This window comes from Streptomyces yangpuensis, assembly GCF_024666385.1.
GTDB lineage: Bacteria > Actinomycetota > Actinomycetes > Streptomycetales > Streptomycetaceae > Streptomyces > Streptomyces yangpuensis.
Genome location: NZ_CP102514.1, coordinates 4,146,311 through 4,165,000, shown reverse-complemented (window position 1 = coordinate 4,165,000; position 18,690 = coordinate 4,146,311). Strand labels below are relative to the sequence as shown.

Annotated in this window: 15 protein-coding genes; 4 read left to right on the top strand and 11 right to left on the bottom strand. The window is 73.5% G+C overall.

Annotated features, from left to right (window positions below):
- The first annotated feature begins 193 nt into the window (after nt 1–193).
- The gene (trpS, locus tag NRK68_RS19045; RefSeq protein ID WP_183066690.1) at nt 194–1,192 is read left to right on the top strand and encodes a tryptophan--tRNA ligase; all 999 of its coding nucleotides are present in this window, start codon (nt 194–196) and stop codon (nt 1,190–1,192) included.
- Between the two features lie 56 nt (nt 1,193–1,248).
- On the opposite strand, the gene proC is transcribed toward trpS, so the two are convergent.
- The 5 genes from proC to NRK68_RS19020 form a co-directional block, all read right to left on the bottom strand.
- On the bottom strand, nt 1,249–2,058 hold the full coding sequence (gene proC / locus NRK68_RS19040; protein ID WP_030966218.1) for a pyrroline-5-carboxylate reductase: 810 nt from the start codon (nt 2,056–2,058) through the stop codon (nt 1,249–1,251).
- Between the two features lie 137 nt (nt 2,059–2,195).
- A complete protein-coding gene (locus tag NRK68_RS19035; protein WP_046780886.1) occupies nt 2,196–2,933 on the bottom strand; it encodes an ABC transporter permease in 738 nt (245 codons plus the stop codon).
- Nucleotides 2,930–3,727, bottom strand: a complete 798-nt coding sequence (locus tag NRK68_RS19030) for an ABC transporter ATP-binding protein (protein WP_257856292.1) — start codon at nt 3,725–3,727, stop codon at nt 2,930–2,932. Before NRK68_RS19030 ends, NRK68_RS19035 begins: the two co-directional genes overlap by 4 nt.
- Before the next feature lie 124 nt (nt 3,728–3,851).
- Nucleotides 3,852–4,409 carry a hypothetical protein gene (locus NRK68_RS19025; protein WP_257856291.1) on the bottom strand — a complete coding sequence of 186 codons (558 nt, stop codon included), beginning with the start codon at nt 4,407–4,409 and terminating at the stop codon, nt 3,852–3,854.
- A 136-nt stretch (nt 4,410–4,545) separates the two neighbouring features.
- The gene (locus tag NRK68_RS19020; RefSeq protein ID WP_183066686.1) at nt 4,546–4,848 is read right to left on the bottom strand and encodes an SH3 domain-containing protein; all 303 of its coding nucleotides are present in this window, start codon (nt 4,846–4,848) and stop codon (nt 4,546–4,548) included.
- 106 nt (nt 4,849–4,954) lie between these two features.
- Between NRK68_RS19020 and NRK68_RS19015 the strand changes: the two genes are divergently transcribed.
- Nucleotides 4,955–7,096 carry a serine/threonine-protein kinase gene (locus NRK68_RS19015; RefSeq protein WP_257856290.1) on the top strand — a complete coding sequence of 714 codons (2,142 nt, stop codon included), beginning with the start codon at nt 4,955–4,957 and terminating at the stop codon, nt 7,094–7,096.
- Between the two features lie 153 nt (nt 7,097–7,249).
- On the opposite strand, the gene ilvD is transcribed toward NRK68_RS19015, so the two are convergent.
- The 5 genes from ilvD to NRK68_RS18990 form a co-directional block, all read right to left on the bottom strand.
- A complete protein-coding gene (gene ilvD, locus NRK68_RS19010; protein ID WP_183066685.1) occupies nt 7,250–9,100 on the bottom strand; it encodes a dihydroxy-acid dehydratase in 1,851 nt (616 codons plus the stop codon).
- A gap of 121 nt (nt 9,101–9,221) precedes the next feature.
- Nucleotides 9,222–9,842 (bottom strand): TetR/AcrR family transcriptional regulator, encoded by a 621-nt coding sequence (locus tag NRK68_RS19005; protein ID WP_257856288.1) that lies wholly within the window; start codon nt 9,840–9,842, stop codon nt 9,222–9,224.
- The gene (locus tag NRK68_RS19000) at nt 9,839–10,666 is read right to left on the bottom strand and encodes a sugar phosphate isomerase/epimerase family protein (protein WP_183066683.1); all 828 of its coding nucleotides are present in this window, start codon (nt 10,664–10,666) and stop codon (nt 9,839–9,841) included. The genes NRK68_RS19005 and NRK68_RS19000 overlap by 4 nt, the downstream gene beginning before the upstream one ends.
- A 68-nt stretch (nt 10,667–10,734) precedes the next feature.
- Nucleotides 10,735–11,385: a DUF7691 family protein gene (locus NRK68_RS18995; protein WP_257856287.1), complete on the bottom strand. Its 651-nt coding sequence runs from the start codon at nt 11,383–11,385 to the stop codon at nt 10,735–10,737.
- A gap of 1,701 nt (nt 11,386–13,086) precedes the next feature.
- Nucleotides 13,087–14,034, bottom strand: coding sequence for a Ppx/GppA family phosphatase (locus tag NRK68_RS18990; RefSeq protein WP_183066681.1), 948 nt, complete (start codon nt 14,032–14,034; stop codon nt 13,087–13,089).
- A gap of 216 nt (nt 14,035–14,250) precedes the next feature.
- On the opposite strand from NRK68_RS18990, the gene NRK68_RS18985 reads away from it, so the two are divergent.
- Nucleotides 14,251–15,000: a DUF3109 family protein gene (locus tag NRK68_RS18985; protein WP_257857882.1), complete on the top strand. Its 750-nt coding sequence runs from the start codon at nt 14,251–14,253 to the stop codon at nt 14,998–15,000.
- Between the two features lie 46 nt (nt 15,001–15,046).
- Here NRK68_RS18985 and NRK68_RS18980 read toward each other — a convergent pair whose 3' ends face one another.
- Nucleotides 15,047–16,825, bottom strand: coding sequence for a BACON domain-containing protein (locus NRK68_RS18980; protein WP_257856286.1), 1,779 nt, complete (start codon nt 16,823–16,825; stop codon nt 15,047–15,049).
- A 209-nt stretch (nt 16,826–17,034) separates the two neighbouring features.
- On the opposite strand from NRK68_RS18980, the gene radA reads away from it, so the two are divergent.
- The gene (gene radA / locus NRK68_RS18975; RefSeq protein ID WP_183066678.1) at nt 17,035–18,471 is read left to right on the top strand and encodes a DNA repair protein RadA; all 1,437 of its coding nucleotides are present in this window, start codon (nt 17,035–17,037) and stop codon (nt 18,469–18,471) included.
- Nucleotides 18,472–18,690: the final 219 nt, after the last annotated feature.

Sequence of the window (18,690 nt, the reverse complement as noted above, 5' to 3'; positions counted from 1 at the left end):
GACTACGCATGCGCTCACGCTCAGCCTTCGCTGGTGGGCCGCCTGACGGCGGCCGACCTTCCACGCGAGCACGCATGCGCTCACGGCCGCCGCCTCGGCGGCCGTTCTGTTTTCTCCCCCTTCCGGGAGTGGCCCGGCCGCCGCCCGACGCGGTGGCCCGACACCACTCACGCACTCACCGGGAGAGCAGGACATGACGAGGATCTTCAGCGGGATCAAGCCGACCGGTCACATGACCCTGGGCAACTACCTGGGCGCCGTACGCCAGTGGGTCGCGGCCGACCAGGAGCCCGACGACGCGCTGTTCTGCGTCGTCGACCTGCACGCGCTGACCGTCGAGCACGAGCCTGCGCGCGTACGGAGGCTGAGCCGGCAGGCCGCGACGCTGCTCATCGCCGCCGGGCTGGATCCCCGGCGGTGCACCCTCTTCGTCCAGAGCCATGTCGACGAGCACACGCGGCTGGCGTACCTGCTGGAGTGCACGGCGACCGACGGCGAGCTGCGGCGGATGATCCAGTACAGGGAGAAGGCGGCGAAGGCGCAGGCCGCCGGCGACGGCGTACGGCTGTCCCTGCTCACCTATCCGGTGCTGATGGCCGCCGACATCCTGGCGTACGGGGCCGGGGAAGTGCCGGTCGGGGACGACCAGCGCCAGCACGTCGAGCTGACCCGGGATCTGGCGGTGCGGTTCAACCAGCGCTACGGCCACACCTTCACCGTTCCGCAGGCCACCCATCCGGCGGTGGCCGCCCGCGTCATGGACCTGCAGGATCCGACGTCGAAGATGGGGAAGTCCCACGAGAACGGGGCGGGGATCGTCTACCTGCTCGACGAGCCCGAGGTGGTCCGCAGGAAGGTGATGCGGGCCGTGACCGACAGCGGCGACGGTGCGGTGGTCCACGACCGGGAGACGCGGCCCGGGGTGGCGAACCTGCTGGACATCCTGGCGGCGTGCACCGGCGGTGATCCGGCCGCGCTCGCCGAGGGGTACAGCGGCTACGGGGCGCTGAAGCGGGACGTCGCCGACGCGGTGGTGGAGCTGCTGCGTCCGTTGCGGCAGCGGCATGCGGAGCTGGCGGCCGATCCCGCGCAGGTGGACGAGGTGCTGCGGGAGGGGGCGGAGCGGGCCAGGGGGCTGGCGCGGCCCGTGGTGGACCGGGCGTACGAGGCGATCGGGCTGCTCAGGCCGTAGCCGGGGGTACGGGCCCCGGCGGGGCGGGGGCCCGTACCCGCGCGCGTACGCGTGGTTCAGCTGTTGCCGGAGGCGAGCTCGCGGCTGCGGTCGCGGGCCGCTTCGAGGGCGGCGATCAGGGCGGCGCGTACGCCGTGCCTCTCCAGCTCGACGATGGCGTTGATGGTCGTGCCGGCCGGGGAGGTGACGGCCTCACGGAGCTTGACCGGGTGTTCGCCGCTGTCGCGGAGCATCACGGCGGCGCCGATGGCGGCCTGGACGATGAGGTCGTGGGCCTGGGCGCGGGGCAGTCCGAGGAGGATGCCGGCGTCGGTCATGGCTTCGACGAGGAAGTAGAAGTAGGCGGGTCCGGAGCCGGACAGGGCAGTGGCCGCGTCCTGCTGGGATTCGGGGACGCGCAGGGTCTTGCCGACGCCGCCGAAGATCTCCTCGGTGTGGGCGAGGTGACCGGCGGTGGCGTGGCTGCCGGCGGAGATGACGGACATGGCCTCGTCGACGAGGGCGGGGGTGTTCGTCATGACGCGCACGACCGGGGTACCGGGGGCGAGCCGCTCCTCGAAGAAGGAGGTGGGGATGCCGGCGGCGCCGCTGATGACGAGGCGGTCGGCGGGGACGTGCGGGGCGAGCTCTTCGAGGAGCTTGGCCATGTCCTGGGGTTTGACGGTGAGGATCAGGGTGTCGGCGCGCTTGGCGGCCTCGGCGTTGGAGACGGCCTCGACGCCGTAGCGGGTGCGGAGTTCCTCGGCGCGGTCGCTGCGGCGCGCGGTGACGAGGAGCTTGGAGGCGGGCCAGCCGCCGCGGATCATTCCGCTGAGCAGGGCCTCGCCGATCTTGCCGGTACCGAGGACTGCGACTGTCTGGGTCATGCCCGATTCACCTCGCCGAACGTTCTTCCACCTGGGCTGCGTAGGCGTGGCGTACGCGTACGCCCACGCCTGCTCATCCTTGCACTCGGGCGGCGGGGCGGGGGGGGCCGTCCGGAGTGCGGTCAGGTCGGGCCGGGTCAGGGGGTGCGGCGGCGGAGGGTGGCTGCGCCAAGGGCGAGTACGAGGACGGCGCAGGCGGCGACGATCACCACGTCGCGGACGAAGTCCGCCGTCATGTCGGTGTGGGTGAGGACCTGGGTCATGCCGTCGACGGCGTAGGACATGGGCAGGGCGTCGGAGATGCCTTCGAGTACGGGGTGCATGGTGCTGCGGGCCGCGAAGAGGCCGCAGAGGAGCAGCTGGGGGAAGATCACCGCCGGCATGAACTGGACGGCCTGGAATTCGGAGGCCGCGAAGGCGGAGACGAAGAGGCCGAGGGCGGTGCCGAGGAGGGCGTCGAGGAGGGCGACGAGCAGGAGGAGCCAGGGGGAGCCGACGACGTCGAGACCGAGGGCCCAGAGGGCGAGGCCGGTGGCGAGGAGGGACTGGACGACGGCGACGGCGCCGAAGGCGAGGGCGTAGCCGGCGATGAGGTCGCCCTTGCCGAGCGGCATGGCGAGGAGGCGTTCGAGGGTTCCGGAGGTGCGTTCGCGCAGGGTGGCGATGGAGGTCACCAGGAACATCGTGATGAGGGGGAAGATCCCGAGGAGTGAGGCGCCGATGCTGTCGAAGGTGCGGGGGCTGCCGTCGAAGACGAAGCGCAGCAGGGTGAGCATCAGGACCGGCACCAGGATCATCAGGGCGATGGACCGCGGGTCGTGGCGGAGCTGGCGCAGGACGCGGGCGGCGGTGGCGGCGGTGCGGGCGGCGTTCATCGGGGCTGCTCCTGGACGGGGAGGGCGTTCGCCTGGTCGACGAGGCGGAGGAAGGCCTCTTCGACGGTGGCGGAGTGGGTGCGGGTGCGCAGGGCGTCGGGGGTGTCCTGGGCGAGGATGCTGCCCTCGCGCATGAGGAGCAGGTCGTGGCAGCGCTCGGCCTCGTCCATGACGTGGGAGGAGACGAGGATCGTGGCGCCGCGGGTGGCGGCGATGTCGTGGAAGAGGTTCCACAGGTCGCGGCGCAGGACGGGGTCGAGTCCGACGGTGGGTTCGTCGAGGACCAGGAGCTCGGGGGTGCCGAGCAGGGCGACGGCGAGGGAGACGCGGCTGCGCTGGCCGCCGGAGAGGTTGCCGGCGAGGGCGTCGGCGCGGGTGGTGAGGTCGACGTCGGTGATGGCGCGGTGCACGGCGTCGGCGCGGCGGGCGGCGGCGGCCCGGCCGGGGTCGAGGATCGCAGCGAAGTAGTCGAGGTTCTGGCGGACGGTGAGGTCGTCGTAGACGGAGGGGGCCTGGGTGACGTAGCCGATGCGGGAGCGGAGGTCGGGGTGGCCGGCGGGGCGGCCGAGGACGTCGAGGGTGCCGGTGACGTGGGCCTGGGTGCCGACGATGGCGCGCAGGAGGGTGGATTTGCCGCAGCCGGAGGGGCCGAGGAGGCCGGTGATGCGGCCGCGGGGGACGTCGAAGGCGATGTCGGCGATGACGGTGCGGGGGGTGCGGCCGGTGCCGCGGCGGACGGTCAGGCCGTGGGCGTGCACGGCGGCCTGGTCTCCCTCGGCCTGCTTATTCATCATGTGATGAATAATGCTCCTGGCGGTGCCCGGGCGTCAATGACCGGGGGCAGGCCGTGGGGAGCAGGCTGCGGGGGCGAGGCAGGCCGCCGGGGCGGTGCGGGCCGCTGGGGGCTCGCCCGCTACTTCACTTCTTGCGCTTGGGGCGGCGGGCGGCCGGGTTGCCGGTACGGGTGCTGCGGCGGCGCTCGTAGTCGGCGAGGGCGCGCTCGTACTCGGCGCGGCGGAGCTGCTCGCCGGGGGCCTCGGTGAGACAGCGCAGGGAGTACGCGATGAGGGAGCCGATGAAACCGATCGTCTTGAGGCCCTTGAGGGCGGCCTCGTCGGAGGACGGGGCGGGGCGCCGCTTGTAGGAGTCCCAGGTCTTGACGAAGGCGATGGCGCTGGAGATCGCGAAGAGGACGACGACGGAGATGCTGAGGAAGGGGCCGACGTTGCCGATCTCCAGGCCCTCGTAGGAGAGGCGGAGCAGCAGGGCGGCGGCGGTGGCCGTGACCAGGGAGCCGACGGCGAGGGCGGCGCGGCGCAGGCCGTAGCCGCTCTCGTGGTTCACCCAGGTGGTACCGAAGTACCGGATCGGCTCGGGCTGCGGGCCGGCGGGGACCGCGGCGGCGGGCGCGGTCGAGGCGGGGGCGGCCGCGCCGGCCGGCTCGGCGGGGGTCTGGTCTCGCTGGTCGTCGCTCACAGCAGCGATTATCCCCCGCCGGACCGGTCGAGCCGGTTGTGTCTCACGTGTCAGACGGGTCGGACGCGCCGGACGGGGCGGACGCGACGGACGAGGCGACGGCCGGGACCCCGCACGCCGCCTCGGCCGGCGAGGATCAGCCGCAGCGGGTGACCACGAAGCCGTCGCTGCCCGTCTTCACGTAGGCGTCGGAGACGAAGCGGCCGTTGCCGACGCAGTCCCAGATGTCGGTCGTGCCGTACGGGCCCGAGACCGTGGTGCCCTCGGTCTGGCAGCGCAGCGTGACCGTCGCGCCGAGCGGCAGGACGTCGATCACCGAGTAGTTGGTGCCGGGGCCGCTGCGGACGTTCAGGCGGTAGCCGGGAGCGACCGGATAGGACGGGTAACCCGAGCCCGAAGTCAGGCTCTGGACTTGGCTCGAATCGTTCTCGACCGACATGCGAAATCTCCCCCCATGGGCGTTGCCGTGCGCAACTCGCGCAGGGTAGCAGGACCTTGGAGATGCGTACCGGGCATCGACTAGGCTCCGGCGGGGGTGGTGAGCGGTGCATTCGCTGCGCGCGGACTACGCGGGCTTTCCGGAGTACGCCGGGCAGTACCGGCTCGAATCGGTGCTCGGCTCCGGAGGGATGGGCGTCGTCCACCTCGCCACGTCCGGCTCGGGGCTGAAACTCGCCGTAAAGATCGTGCATGCCGAGCACGCGGTCGACCCGGAGTTCCGGGCCCGCTTCCGGCAGGAGGTCACCGCCGCGCGCCGGGTGAGCGGGGCGTTCACCGCGCCCGTCGTGGACGCCGACCCCGATGCCGAACGGCCCTGGATGGCCACCCTGTTCATCGACGCCCCGACGCTCGCCGCACGCGTACGGGAACAGGTGCTGGACCGCACCGAGCTGGCCCGGCTCGCCGCCGGCCTGGCGGAGGCGCTGCGCGACATCCACCGGGCGGGCGTGGTCCACCGGGACCTCAAGCCCAGCAACGTGCTGATGGCGCCCGACGGCGTGCGGGTCATCGACTTCGGCATCTCGCGTCCGGCCGACAGCGACCTGCGCACCGAGACCGGGAAACTGATCGGCACCCCGCCGTTCATGGCGCCCGAGCAGTTCCAGCGACCTCGCGAAGTCGGAACGGCCGCGGACGTCTTCGCCCTCGGTGCGGTGCTCGTGCACGCGGCGACGGGCCGCGGGCCCTTCGACTCCGACAGCCACTACCTGGTGGCGTACCAGGTGGTGCACAGCGAACCCGACCTGACCGGGCTCCCGCGGCAGCTCGTACCGCTCGTCGAACGGTGCCTGGCCAAGGACCCGCAGGAGCGGCCCACCGCCGAGGAGCTGATCGCCGAGATGCGGGCGGTCGCCTACCCGACCGCCGAGGACACCCAGGCCTTCATCCCCCGGCCGCGGCAGCCCGACGGGGCCGAGCTGCTCACCCACCGCAGGGAGCGGCTCCCCGCCGTGCCGGAGCCGCGGGCACCGAACCGGCGGCGGGCCCGGATCGCGGTCGGGGCCGGGGTCGGGCTGCTGATCGTGAGCGGCGCCGTCGGCGGGTACCTGCGCTACGGGACGGCCGCCGGGTCGTCGCCCGCCCAGATCGCCGCGCAGGCGGACCCGGCTCCGGCGAAGGCCTTCACCCCCTGGTCGGTCCCCCTGGGCAAGCCCGGGACGGGCAACCGGATCGGGGCCTGCTCCTGGCAGGCGGAGGCCCTGTACTGCGCCGGACCGGGCCTCGCCGCGGCCCGGCTCGATCCCGCGGACGGCTCGACGGTGTGGACCGTGGAGGCGCCCGCGTCCGCGTCGGCGAAGGGGGCGACGCCCGTCGGCGCGCCCCTGCACGCCGGCGGGCGGGTCCTCGTCGTGGCGCCGGGCAGCGAGACCCTCCGGGCCCTGGACCCGGCGACGGGGGCCGAGCGCTGGAAGCACCGGCTCCCCGCCGGCTCGCAGATGGTGCCCGCGGGCGGGCAGGTGCTGCTGGTCGGTACGAACGGCGCCGTCACCGCGCTGGACGCGGCGGCCGGCACCACGCGCTGGACCCAGCAGATCGGCGGGGTCGGCTCCGTGTGGTGGAGCGGCGGCGGGCAGGAGGGCGGCGCGGCGCCCGAACTGTACGTCGCGACGCCCGACGGCAGCGGTTCCACCCAGCTCGCCGCGGTCGATCCGGCGAACGGAAGCGTCGTGCGGCAGTTCCGTACGGCGGGACGGCTGCGGCCGGTCGGGGCGACGGGCGGCGGGCTGTACCTGACGGACTTCGACGCGTCCTCCAGGGCCACCGCCGTCGTACGCGCCGACCTGGGGGCGCGCACCGTGCAGCGGGTGAAGCTCACGGCGCCGCTGTTCGACGCGGAAGCGACGGTGGACCGGGCCGGGGTCACGTACCTGTTCGGGACCTCCGGCGCGCTCGTCGCGGTCGGGCCGGACAAGGAGCGGTGGCGGCTGGAGACCGGCGTGACGGTGGCCTCCCGTCCGGTGGTCGCCGACGGGCGGGTCCACCTGACGGCGCCGGACGGGCGGCTGCTCGCCGTCGACGCCGCCGATGGCAGGCCGGCGGGCCAGACCAGGCCGCGGATGGCCGACGGCAAGGACACCTACGCGTCGACGCTGCCGGCTCCGGTGGCCGGTGGCGGGCGGCTGTTCGCGGGCGCGCCCGACGGATCGGTGTTCGCGGTGGCCGCGGGCGACCCCGCCCACTGGTGACCCCGGGCCCGGCCCGGACCGGTGGGCGCCTTCCCCGGTAGGGCCCCGGCACGGTCCTGGTGCGGCCCCGGTCCGGGACCGGCCGGGGCGCAAACGCGGGCGCCCCCGCACCGGGGTGGTGCGGGGGCGCCGCTGCCGGGGTCGGCGGGCCGGTCAGCCCAGGCGGGTGACGTCGCGGACCGCGCCCTTGTCGGCGCTGGTGGCCATCGCGGCGTAGGCGCGCAGGGCCGCGGAGACCTTGCGCTCGCGGTTCTTCGGCGCGTACACGCCGCCGAGGGCCTCGTGGCGGGCCGCGAGCGTGGCCTCGTCGACGAGGATCTCGATGGACCGGTTCGGGATGTCGATGCGGATCCGGTCGCCGTTCTCGACGACGGCGATGTCGCCGCCGGACGCCGCCTCCGGGGAGGCGTGGCCGATGGACAGGCCGGAGGTGCCGCCGGAGAAGCGGCCGTCGGTCACCAGCGCGCAGACCTTGCCGAGGCCGCGGCCCTTGAGGAACGACGTCGGGTAGAGCATCTCCTGCATGCCGGGGCCGCCGCGCGGGCCCTCGTAGCGGATGACGACGACGTCGCCCGCCTTGACCTCCTTGCGCAGGATCTTGTCGACGGCCTCGTCCTGCGACTCGCAGACGACCGCGGGGCCCTCGAAGGTCCAGATCGACTCGTCGACGCCGGCCGTCTTCACGACGCAGCCGTCGGCGGCGATGTTGCCGCGCAGGACGGCGAGGCCGCCGTCCTTGGAGTACGCGTGCTGCACGGAGCGGATGCAGCCGCCCTCGGCGTCGAGGTCGAGGGTGTCCCAGCGCTCGGACTGGGAGAAGGCGGTGGCGGAGCGGACGCAGCCGGGGGCCGCGTGCCACAGCTCCATGGCCGTTTCGCTGGCCGTGCCGGAGCGGGCGTCCCACGTGCCGAGCCAGTCGTCCAGGCCCTCGGAGTGGACGGTCGTCACGTCCTTGTTGAGGAGCCCGCCGCGGTGCAGCTCGCCGAGGATGGCGGGGATGCCGCCGGCGCGGTGCACGTCCTCCATGTAGTACGTGCCGCCGGGCGCCACGTTCGGGGCGACCTTGGCCAGGCACGGGACGCGGCGCGAGACGGCGTCGATGTCCTTGAGGTCGTAGTCCAGGCCCGCCTCCTGCGCGGCGGCCAGCAGGTGCAGGATCGTGTTGGTGGAGCCGCCCATGGCGATGTCGAGGGCCATGGCGTTCTCGAAGGCCTCGCGGGTGGCGATGTTGCGGGGCAGGACGGACTCGTCGCCGCCCTCGTAGTACCGCTTGGTGATCTCCACGACCGTGCGGCCGGCGTCCTCGTACAGGGCGCGGCGGGCGGTGTGCGTGGCGAGGACCGACCCGTTGCCCGGGAGGGCCAGGCCGATGGCCTCGGCGAGGCAGTTCATCGAGTTGGCGGTGAACATGCCGGAACACGAACCGCAGGTGGGACAGGCGTTCTCCTCGATGCGGAGCACGTCCTCGTCGGAGACGTTCTCGTTGGAGGCGTCCACCATGGCGTCGATCAGGTCCAGCTTGCGGACGGTGCCGTCGACGAGGATGGCCTGGCCGGCCTCCATCGGGCCGCCCGAGACGAACACGGCCGGGATGTTGAGGCGCATGGCGGCCATCAGCATGCCGGGGGTGATCTTGTCGCAGTTGGAGATGCAGATCAGGGCGTCGGCGCAGTGCGCCTCGACCATGTACTCCACGCTGTCCGCGATCAGGTCGCGGGACGGCAGGGAGTACAGCATGCCGCCGTGACCCATGGCGATGCCGTCGTCGACGGCGATCGTGTTGAACTCGCGGGGGATGGCACCGGCCGCGCGGATGGCGTCGGAGACGATCCGGCCGACGGGCGCCAGGTGCGTGTGACCGGGCACGAACTCGGTGAAGGAGTTGGCGACCGCGATGATCGGCTTGCCGATGTCCTCGCTCGCTACGCCCGACGCGCGCATAAGGGCGCGGGCGCCCGCCATGTTGCGGCCGTGGGTGACGGTGCGGGACCTCAGCTCGGGCATGCGGTTCACTCCCCATGAGTGCGGCTGTACGGTCAGCCGCGACTGTGGATATGGCTCAGATACGAGGCTACGCCCACCGCCCGGGATCCGGACGGCATGTCCGCATGGCGGGACGAGCGGCTCAGTCCTCGGTCAGGTACCGCTGGAGCGTAGGGGCCACGAGCGCCACGATGTCCTCGGGGTCGGCGGACGCGAGGGGCTCGACCTGCAGGACGTAGCGCAGGATCGCGATCCCGACCATGTGGGAGGCCGCGAGCTCGGCGCGGAAGGTCGGATCGGGAACGTCCAGGTCGGCGGCGACCCGCTCCAGGACCCGGCGCAGCACCAGCCCGCGCAGCACCTTCGCGGCGGCCTCGTGGGTGAGCGCAGACCGGATCACGGCGAGCAGCGGGGCCCGGGTGACCGGGTTCTCCCAGACGCCGAGGAAGTAGCGGGCGAGGCGCTCGCCGATGCCGTCGGGCCCCTCGCCGATGACGGCCGGATCCACCAGGGCGGGCTCCATGCTCATCTCGATGGCCGCGGCGAACAGGTCGTCCTTGCTGCCGAAGTAGTGGTGCACCAGGGCCGGGTCCACGCCGGCGACCTTCGCGACGCCGCGCACGGACGTCTTGTCGTAGCCGCGCTCGGCGAACACCTCACGGGCGGCGAGCCGGATGCGTTCCTGGGTGCCCGGACCCTCCTCGGCCTCGTCCTGGCGGGGCCGGCCCGGCCCCCGGCGGCGCGGGCCGCTCTCCCCGGTCACGGCCGCCGGGCCCCGTCGCGCCCGGCGGCGGCCAGGTGCAGGCGCGTGAAGGCCAGCGCCTCGGCGAGATCGGCCTCGCGCTCGGCGGAGGACATCGCGCGCCGCGTGTTGACCTCGATCACCACGTGGCCGTCGAAGGAGCTGCGGGCCAGGCGTTCCAGCAGCTCGGCGCAGGGCTGCGTACCCCGGCCGGGGACCAGGTGCTCGTCCTTCGCCGACCCGTTGCCGTCGGCGAGGTGCACGTGGGCCAGCCGGTCCCCCATCCGGTCGATCATCGCGGTCGCGTCCGTACGGGCGGTCGCGGTGTGCGACAGGTCGACGGTGAAGTGCCGGTAGTCGTCCTTCGTCACGTCCCACTCCGGGGCGTAGGCGAGCATCTCGCGGTCCCGGTACCGCCACGGGTACATGTTCTCCACGGCGAACCGGACGTCGGTCTCCTCCGCCATCCGCCAGATGCCGGAGACGAACTCCCGCGCGTACTGGCGCTGCCACCGGAAGGGCGGATGCACGACCACGGTGGACGCGCCGAGCCGCTCAGCCGCCGACCGGGCACGCTGCAGCTTGACCCACGGATCGGTGGACCACACCCGCTGGGTGATCAGCAGGCAGGGGGCGTGGACGGCGAGGATCGGCACCTGGTGGTGGTCCGAGAGGCGGCGCAGCGCGTCGATGTCCTGGCTGACCGGATCCGTCCACACCATGACCTCGACGCCGTCGTATCCGAGGCGTGCGGCGATCTCGAAGGCGGTCGCCGTGGACTCCGGATAGACGGAGGCGGTGGACAGGGCGACTTTCGCGGTCGGGATGCGGACGGGTTCTGCCACGGGGACAGGGTACGGGGCCCGCGCCCGCCCGGTACGTGACGGCCGCCACGCGGGCCCCGTTCCGGCCGTCAGACGAGCCGGAAGAAGAGCGTGTCCTGGGTGTACCAGTCGAGCTTCTCCGTCGCGCGCTCCCACTCCCGGTGCTCCTCCTCGAGCTTGTCGATGAGTTCCTGCACGTCGTAGCGGAAGTCGGGGTCCATCCGGTCCAGGACGGCCCGGTACGCCCCGGCGGCGTCCTTGGCCCTCGCGAGGGGCAGGTGGCCGATGGCCGGGTACCCGTCCGTCGACCAGGGGATGTCCGGGAACTCGACGGGCGTCCCGCCGTAGAGGAACCCGTGCGGCAGCAGTTCGGCCGGCACACCGAGACGGCGCATCTCGTCGTCCACGAGGCCGAAGAAGGTGCTGGGCCTGGAGTACGTGCCGAGGTGCATCGAGTCGGAGGCGTTGAAGTCGATGACGAACTGCAGGGCGGTGGTGTAGGCGTTGCCCGCGCAGTCCGCGTCCGAGTCGGTGCGGCCCGCGATCAGGTGCTCCAGGGCATCGGGAACGGACAGCCCCCACTCCACGCCCTGGCGGTCCAGGTTGTCCTGGTAGGCCCGGGCGTACCTGCGCATGCTCTCCAGCCGGCGCAGCTGATCCGCCGTGAGATCGCCCTGGCTGCCGAGGAAGGCCAGCACGTCGGCCTTGTCCGCCGTGGAGTACGAGATGTTGTGACTCATGGTCACCATCCTCCCCCTCAGCACCGACAGCCCGTGCCGGGGCGCGGGCGGGGGCCCCACCCCCGCGGCCCCGCCCTCCGGGCCGGTGGCTGCCCACCCACCTCAGGGCGCGGTGTGGTCGGAGCACGGCAGGAGCAGGCGGGGCGGTGCGGGGGATCGGGAGCCGTTAGGGGCGGCGGCTTCGACGGTGCGGGGTGGTGGTGGGGGCGGGATCCTCTTGGGCGGCATCAGTGACGCGTATGGGGGTTTCCCGGCAGTCCCATCGTCTCTCCGTGTCGTGCCGGTCCCTCAAGGGCGCTCCTTCGTCGCGTCGCTTCGCGATGGCCTGCGGCCCCCCTTGACCGACCGTCCCGCCCCGGAAATCCGAAAGACTGCCGGGAAACCCCCAAAAGGACGGGCCGGGGGGAGAAAGAGACAGACGGGGCGGTGCCCTGCCCGGGCGAAGCCCGGAGCGCCCCCAATCGCTACGCGCTCCTGCCCGACGGCGTCTGCCAGCCCCTGTGGCTGGTCATAAGCCGCCACTAATCGCTACGCGCTCCTCCAAGACGGCGTCTGCGAGCCTCATGGGCCGGACATAGGCCGCCATCAATCGCTACGCGCTCCTCGAGGACGGCGTCTGCAAGCCCCGTGGGCTGGCCATAGGCCGCCATCGATCGCTACGCGCTTCTCGATCACGCGCCCGGAGACCGCCCGGGGCTGGCCAGAAGCCGCAGATACCTTCCTTCACCCACCACGGACGGCGTCCGAAGGCGGTCGTGGGCCGGAAATCCGGCAGATGACGGCTGAGACGAAGTCAATCCGGGTCTGGGAGGGTGCGAGCCCCAAAGAGCCTGCAATATGCCCCAATTGCCCTCTTCTGGGCGGGCAGATGGGATCTCGCAGTGGCCCTGACGGGGATTGAGTTCGGCTGGGCCGATGGATCGGCCTTTCGGACCTCCCATTCGCCCCGATCAGCCCCCAACTGGGGGCGGACGCCGTCTCGGAGAAGCGCGTAGCGATCGATGGCGGCCTGTGGCCGATCACAGGTGCCCGCAGACGCGTGATTGAAAAGCGCGTGGCAGATGTGGGCGGCCCCTGCCCGACCCAAGGGGCTCGCAGACGCAGTCTTCGAGAAGCGCGTAGCGATCGATGGCGGCCTATGACCCAGCCCACGGGGCTCGCAGACGCCGTCTTGGAGGAGCGCGTAGCGATTAGTGGCGGCTTATGACCAGCCACAGGGGCTGGCAGACGCCGTCGGGCAGGAGCGCGTAGCGATTGGGGGCGCTCCGGGCTTCGCCCGGGCAGGGCACCGCCCCGTCTGTCTCTTTCTCCCCCCGGCCCGTCCTTTTGGGGGTTTCCCGGCAGTCTTTCGGATTTCCGGGGCGGGACGGTCGGTCAAGGGTGGCCGCAGGCCATCGCGAAGCGACGCGACGAAGGAGCGCCCTTGAGGGACCGGCACGACACGGAGAGACGATGGGACTGCCGGGAAACCCCCATACGCGTCACTGACCAAGGCCCGGGCAGCTCCCGCCCCCACACCACCCCGCACCGTCGAAGCCGCCGCCCCTCACGGCTCCCGCTCCCCCGCACCGCCCCGTCGGCTGCCGCCGTGCCCCGACCACACTGCGCCCTGAGGGCGGGGCCGCGGGGGTGGGCCTCCGCCCGCGCGTGCCCCCGTGCCCCCGTGCCCCCGTACCCCACGTCCCCCGACCCCCGTACTCGCTACGCCGGTGCGGTGCCCGGGGTGGGGAGGTGGTCCAGCCTGCGCAGGATCACGCCCTCGCGCAGGGCCCACGGGCAGATCTCCAGCTCCTCGACGCCGAAGAGGTCCATCGTGGCCTCGGCGACGAGCGCACCCGCCAGCAGCTGGTTGGCACGGCCCTCCGAGACGCCCGGCAGGGTGGAGCGCTGGGCCGTCGTCATCTCGGCCAGGCGCGGGACCCATTCCTCCAGGGCCTTGCGGCTGAGGTCCCGCTGCACGTACAGGCCGTCCGCCGAGCGGGCGGCGCCCGCGATGCGGGCCAGCTGCTTGAAGGTCTTGGACGTCGCCACCACGTGGTCCGGGGCACCGAACCGGCTGAACTCGCGGACCGTCCGCGCGATCTCCGTCCGCACGTGCCGCCGCAGCGCCCGGATGTCCAGGGGGTCCGGCGGGTCCCCCGGGAGCCACCCCGAGGTGAGGCGGCCCGCGCCGAGCGGGAGGGAGACGGCTGCGTCCGGGTCCTCGTCGATGCCGTACGCGATCTCCAGGGAGCCGCCGCCGATGTCCAGGACCAGCAGCTTCCCGGCCGACCAGCCGAACCAGCGGCGCGCGGCGAGGAAGGTGAGCCGCGCCTCGTCCTCCCCGCTCAGCACCGGCAGGTCGACGCCCGTCTCGGCCTTGACGCGGGCCAGTACCTCGTCGGCGTTGGTGGCCTCGCGCACCGCGCTGGTCGCGAAGGGGAGGACGTCCTCACAGCCCTTGTCCTCCGCGGCCTGTACCGCCTCGTTGACGACCGAGAGGAGACGCTCGACGCCCGCGGGGGTGACGGCGCCGGCGTCGTCGAGGAGCTCCGCCAGCCTTATTTCCACCTTGTGCGAGTGCGCCGGCTGCGGGCGCGCACCGGGGTGCGCGTCCACCACCAGCAGATGGACGGTATTCGAACCCACATCAAGGACACCGAGTCTCATAGGGGGAAACGCTACTGCGAGGAACGCTCAGGGGTTGCGTAAGGGGCGCTTAGGCTTGGGTTTGTGCCAAATACGAAGAAGGCCAACAAGACCCGGCCGGAGAAGGACACGGGCAAGGACGACCAGGGCGCGAGCACCCGGCGCGCCAAGAACAGCAAGCCCGGCCGGCCCGACAAGGCGGGCAAGCCGGGCAAGCCCGCGAAGGGCAGGACCGCCGTGGCAGACGAGAAGGGGCTCGACTTCCCCCGCGCCTGGGTGGAATTCCCCGACCCCGCCGACGACGAGCAGGTCTTCCGCTGCGACCTGACGTGGCTGACCTCGCGTTGGACCTGCATCTTCGGCAGCGGCTGCCAGGGCATCCAGGCGGGCCGGGCCTCGGACGGATGCTGCACGCTCGGCGCGCACTTCTCCGACGAGGACGACGAGAAGCGCGTCGCGGAGCACGTGGCCCGGCTGACACCCGAGCTGTGGCAGTTCCACGACGTCGGCAGCGAGAGCGGGTGGACGCAGAACGACGACGACGGGGAGAAGCAGACCCGACGCTGGGACGGCGCGTGCATCTTCCTGAACCGGCCCGGGTTCCCCGCCGGGGCCGGCTGCTCGCTGCACATCCTCGCGCTGAAGGAGGGCCGGGAGCCGCTGGAGACCAAGCCGGACGTCTGCTGGCAGCTGCCGATCCGCCGGACGTACGACTGGATCGACCGGCCCGACGACACCCGGGTGCTCCAGGTGTCGATCGGCGAGTACGACCGCCGGGGCTGGGGCCCCGGTGGCCACGACCTGCACTGGTGGTGCACGTCGGCGACGTCCGCGCACGGTGCCGGGGACCCGGTGTACGTGTCGTACCGGGCCGAGCTGACGGAGCTGATGGGCAAGGAGGGGTACGAGGCGCTCGTGCGGCTGTGCGAGGCCCGGCTGGCCTCGCTGCTGCCGATGGCTCCGCACCCCGCGGACCCGGCCCCGTAGGCGAAGGCCGCGCCGAAGCCGCAGGCCAAGCCTGCGGCGAAGCCCGTCAGCCTCCCGCCGGGCCCGACGGGGCCGGGTCCGGCGCGGGGGAAACCGTTCCGCCTGCGCCGTCCGTCGGGGTCGGCGCGGGCGTCGGGGACGGCGGCGGGGTCGTCGGTTCCGTCGGGGCCGGTGTCGGCGTGGGCCCCTGGCTCTGGTCCGGTGACGCCGGCGGGCTCGCGGGCTGGGTCGGTTCCGGCTGCGGGGTCGGCGTCGACGCGGGCCGGCCGCGGCCCCGGATGGAGACCACCGCGCCGGTCGGGTCGACCCCGACCCGGGCGGTCCAGGCTCCGACGGGCTGCGCCTCGGGGTCGACGGCGATGTGCAGCGTGACCGACTCTCCGGGCGCGAGCGTGCCCGCGGTGCGGCTCGCGCGCAGCCAGGGCGCGTCCGACCAGAGTCGCCAGTCCACCGGGGCGCCGCCCGAGGCGGTGAGGGTGAGCAGGGTGAGGGCGCCCCGCGAGGAGGCGGCCACGGAGAGCCGGCCGGGGGCACCGGCCTGGTCGGGGGGTGCGGGCGGGCCGCTGCTGATCACCTCGACGGAGACGTCGGAGGACTCGCTGCTCTCGGCGAAGCCGGGGCCGTCGGTGGTGGCGGCGGCGTTCCCCGTGTTCTCGTAGGCGGTCAGCGGGCGGCCGTCGACCCGGGCGGTCGGGAGTTCGGTCTCGCTCGCGGAGATCCGGGTGGAGCCGTTCCCGGCGGGCTCGCCGGTGCCCTGCTCGGCGCGGTACGAGGCCCACAGGGCCAGGACCGGGGCCGCGACGACGGTGGCCACGACGGTGGTGGTGACCGCCCGGGCCCGCAGCCGGTCGCGTCGGGCCGCGCGGTCCTTGGGGTCCATCGGGAAGCCGGTGCGGTCGAAGCGCGGGCCGGGACTGCGACCGCGGCCCCGGCCGGAGCGGAGCATCGCGGCGTGGACCGCGGTACGGGGGGCCGGTACGAGCGGCAGTGCGGCGTTGCCGACGCCGGCGGAGCCGGGCCAGGGGGCGGCGGCGCCGACGCGTTCGGCGACGCGCCGGCACCGGGGACAGTCGTCGACGTGCCGGACGAGTTCGGCGCGCAGGGTGCTGGACAGCAGGACGTCGCCACTGCCGCCGTTGCCGTCCGCGTCCCCGCCGGTGAGCTGGGAGACGCTGGGGCAGCCGCCGGTCTCGACGACGGCGAGGGCGGCGCGGGTGCGCTCCACCTCGCAGGCGGCGCCGGTCAGCAGCTCCCGGGCGGCGGCGGGCGGCGTACCGAGGACCGCGGCGAGTTCGGGGAGGGCGAGGCGGTGGCGGACGGCGAGTTCGAGCGCCTCGCGCTGCGCGGGTGTGGTCCCCGCGGCCTCCGGCCAGGCGAGCCGGGCCAGCTCGGTACGGCGGTAGGCGCTGACGTCAAGCTGTCGGTGGGCGTCCTGGACCGGGCCGTCGTCCGTCGCGCCCCCCGGCGCACGATCACGCCCTGCATGCTCCGGCGCACGCCGGGCGGAATGCGCTCCCTGCCGAACGCGCCGCTGCTCCGCCAGCCGGCGCAGGCAGCCCCAGCGGGCGAGCGCGTAGAGCCAGGCGCGTCGGTCGCCCTCGTCGGGACAGCGGCCGGGATGCCGCTCCGCCACGGCGAGGACGTCTCCTAGCACGTCGGTCGCGCTGTCGTGGTCGCACAGGACCGACAGGCAGTACGTGAACAGGCCGTCGAGGTACGGCTCGTGCCGGAAGGGGCGCGGCGGCTCCTCTTCGCGAGGCGTGCGCCCGTGCGCCCGGTGTGCGCCGGTGCGCGGCGAGGGTTGGGCCTGGTGGCTGCTGTTCACCTGGCGACCGTAGGCGGCGCGTCGGGGGCGCCCTGGAAGCCTTCCCCGGTTTTAGCCCTTACGGGTGAACAGATCGGTGGTGCACTGACGACGGCACTGACGACGGCCCGAACGCGGGCGGGGGCGGGGGAGCCGCCCGCCCCCGGAGCCGCCCGCCCCGAGGGGCACCGCGGCCCGCGCTGTCGGTGGCGGCGGCTACCGTGAACGGCATGGCTGCCCGCACTGCTCGTTCATCCGCCAAGGACCGACCGTCCTACCGCTGCACCGAATGCGGCTGGACCACGGCCAAGTGGCTCGGCCGGTGTCCCGAGTGCCAGGCCTGGGGGACCGTCGAGGAGATGGGTGCGCCCGCCGTACGGACCACCGCGGCCGGCCGGGTGTCGACCGCCGCGCTGCCGATCGCCCAGGTCGACGGGCGGACGGCGACCGCGCGCAGCACCGGGGTGGACGAGCTGGACCGTGTCCTGGGCGGCGGGCTGGTGCCCGGCGCCGTCGTACTGCTGGCCGGTGAGCCCGGCGTGGGCAAGTCGACGCTGCTGCTGGATGTCGCGGCGAAGGCCTCCAGCGACACCCACCGCACCCTGTACGTCACGGGTGAGGAGTCGGCGAGCCAGGTCCGGCTGCGGGCCGACCGCATCAAGGCACTGAGCGACCACCTGTACCTCGCCGCCGAGACCGACCTGTCGGCGGTGCTCGGGCATCTCGACGCCGTGAAGCCGTCCCTCCTCATCCTCGACTCCGTACAGACCATCGCCTCCCCCGAGATCGACGGCGCGCCCGGCGGCATGGCCCAGGTGCGCGAGGTGGCGGGCGCGCTGATCCGGGCGTCCAAGGAGCGGGGCATGGCCACCCTCCTCGTCGGCCACGTCACCAAGGACGGGGCCATCGCCGGTCCCCGCCTGCTGGAGCACCTCGTCGACGTGGTGCTGAGCTTCGAGGGCGACCGGCACGCCCGGCTGCGGCTCGTGCGCGGCGTGAAGAACCGGTACGGCGCCACCGACGAGGTCGGCTGCTTCGAGCTGCACGACGAGGGGATCACCGGGCTCGCCGACCCGAGCGGGCTGTTCCTGACCCGGCGCGCCGAAGCCGTTCCGGGGACCTGCCTGACCGTGACCCTGGAGGGGAAGCGGCCGCTGGTCGCCGAGGTGCAGGCGCTGACCGTGGACTCGCAGATCCCCTCCCCCCGGCGGACCACCTCGGGCCTGGAGACCTCGCGCGTCTCGATGATGCTGGCGGTGCTGGAGCAGCGCGGCCGGATCACGGCGCTCGGCAAGCGCGACATCTACAGCGCCACCGTGGGCGGGGTGAAGCTCACCGAGCCGGCCGCGGACCTGGCGATCGCGCTCGCGCTGGCGTCCGCCGCCAGTGACGTCCCGCTCCCGAAGAACCTGGTGGCCATCGGGGAGGTCGGCCTCGCCGGAGAGGTGCGGCGGGTGACGGGCGTACAGCGGCGGCTGGCGGAGGCTCACCGGCTGGGCTTCACGCACGCGCTGGTACCGGCGGATCCGGGCAAGGTGCCGCCCGGCATGAAGGTCACGGAGGTCGCCGACATGGGCGACGCCCTGCGGGTGCTGCCGCGCGGCCGTTCCCGTACGCCGGCCAGGGAGGGCCGGGAGGCCAAGGAGCGGGCCGCGGCGGCGGAGTAGGTCCGGCACCCGTCCCGGCCGGGCCCGGCCGGGGCCGTCGGCCCCGGCCCGTACCGCGTACCCCGTACCCCGTACCCACGACCATGATCGAACCGGGTGGCCCGTCATGATCGAACCGGCCGACCGACCGGTCGCCGCCCTGGTCAGGGGGTCCGCGCGGCCCCCCACCGGGCCGTAGCACGCCAAGCCACGGCGGGTCCGCAGCGCGCGCCGGTAGAC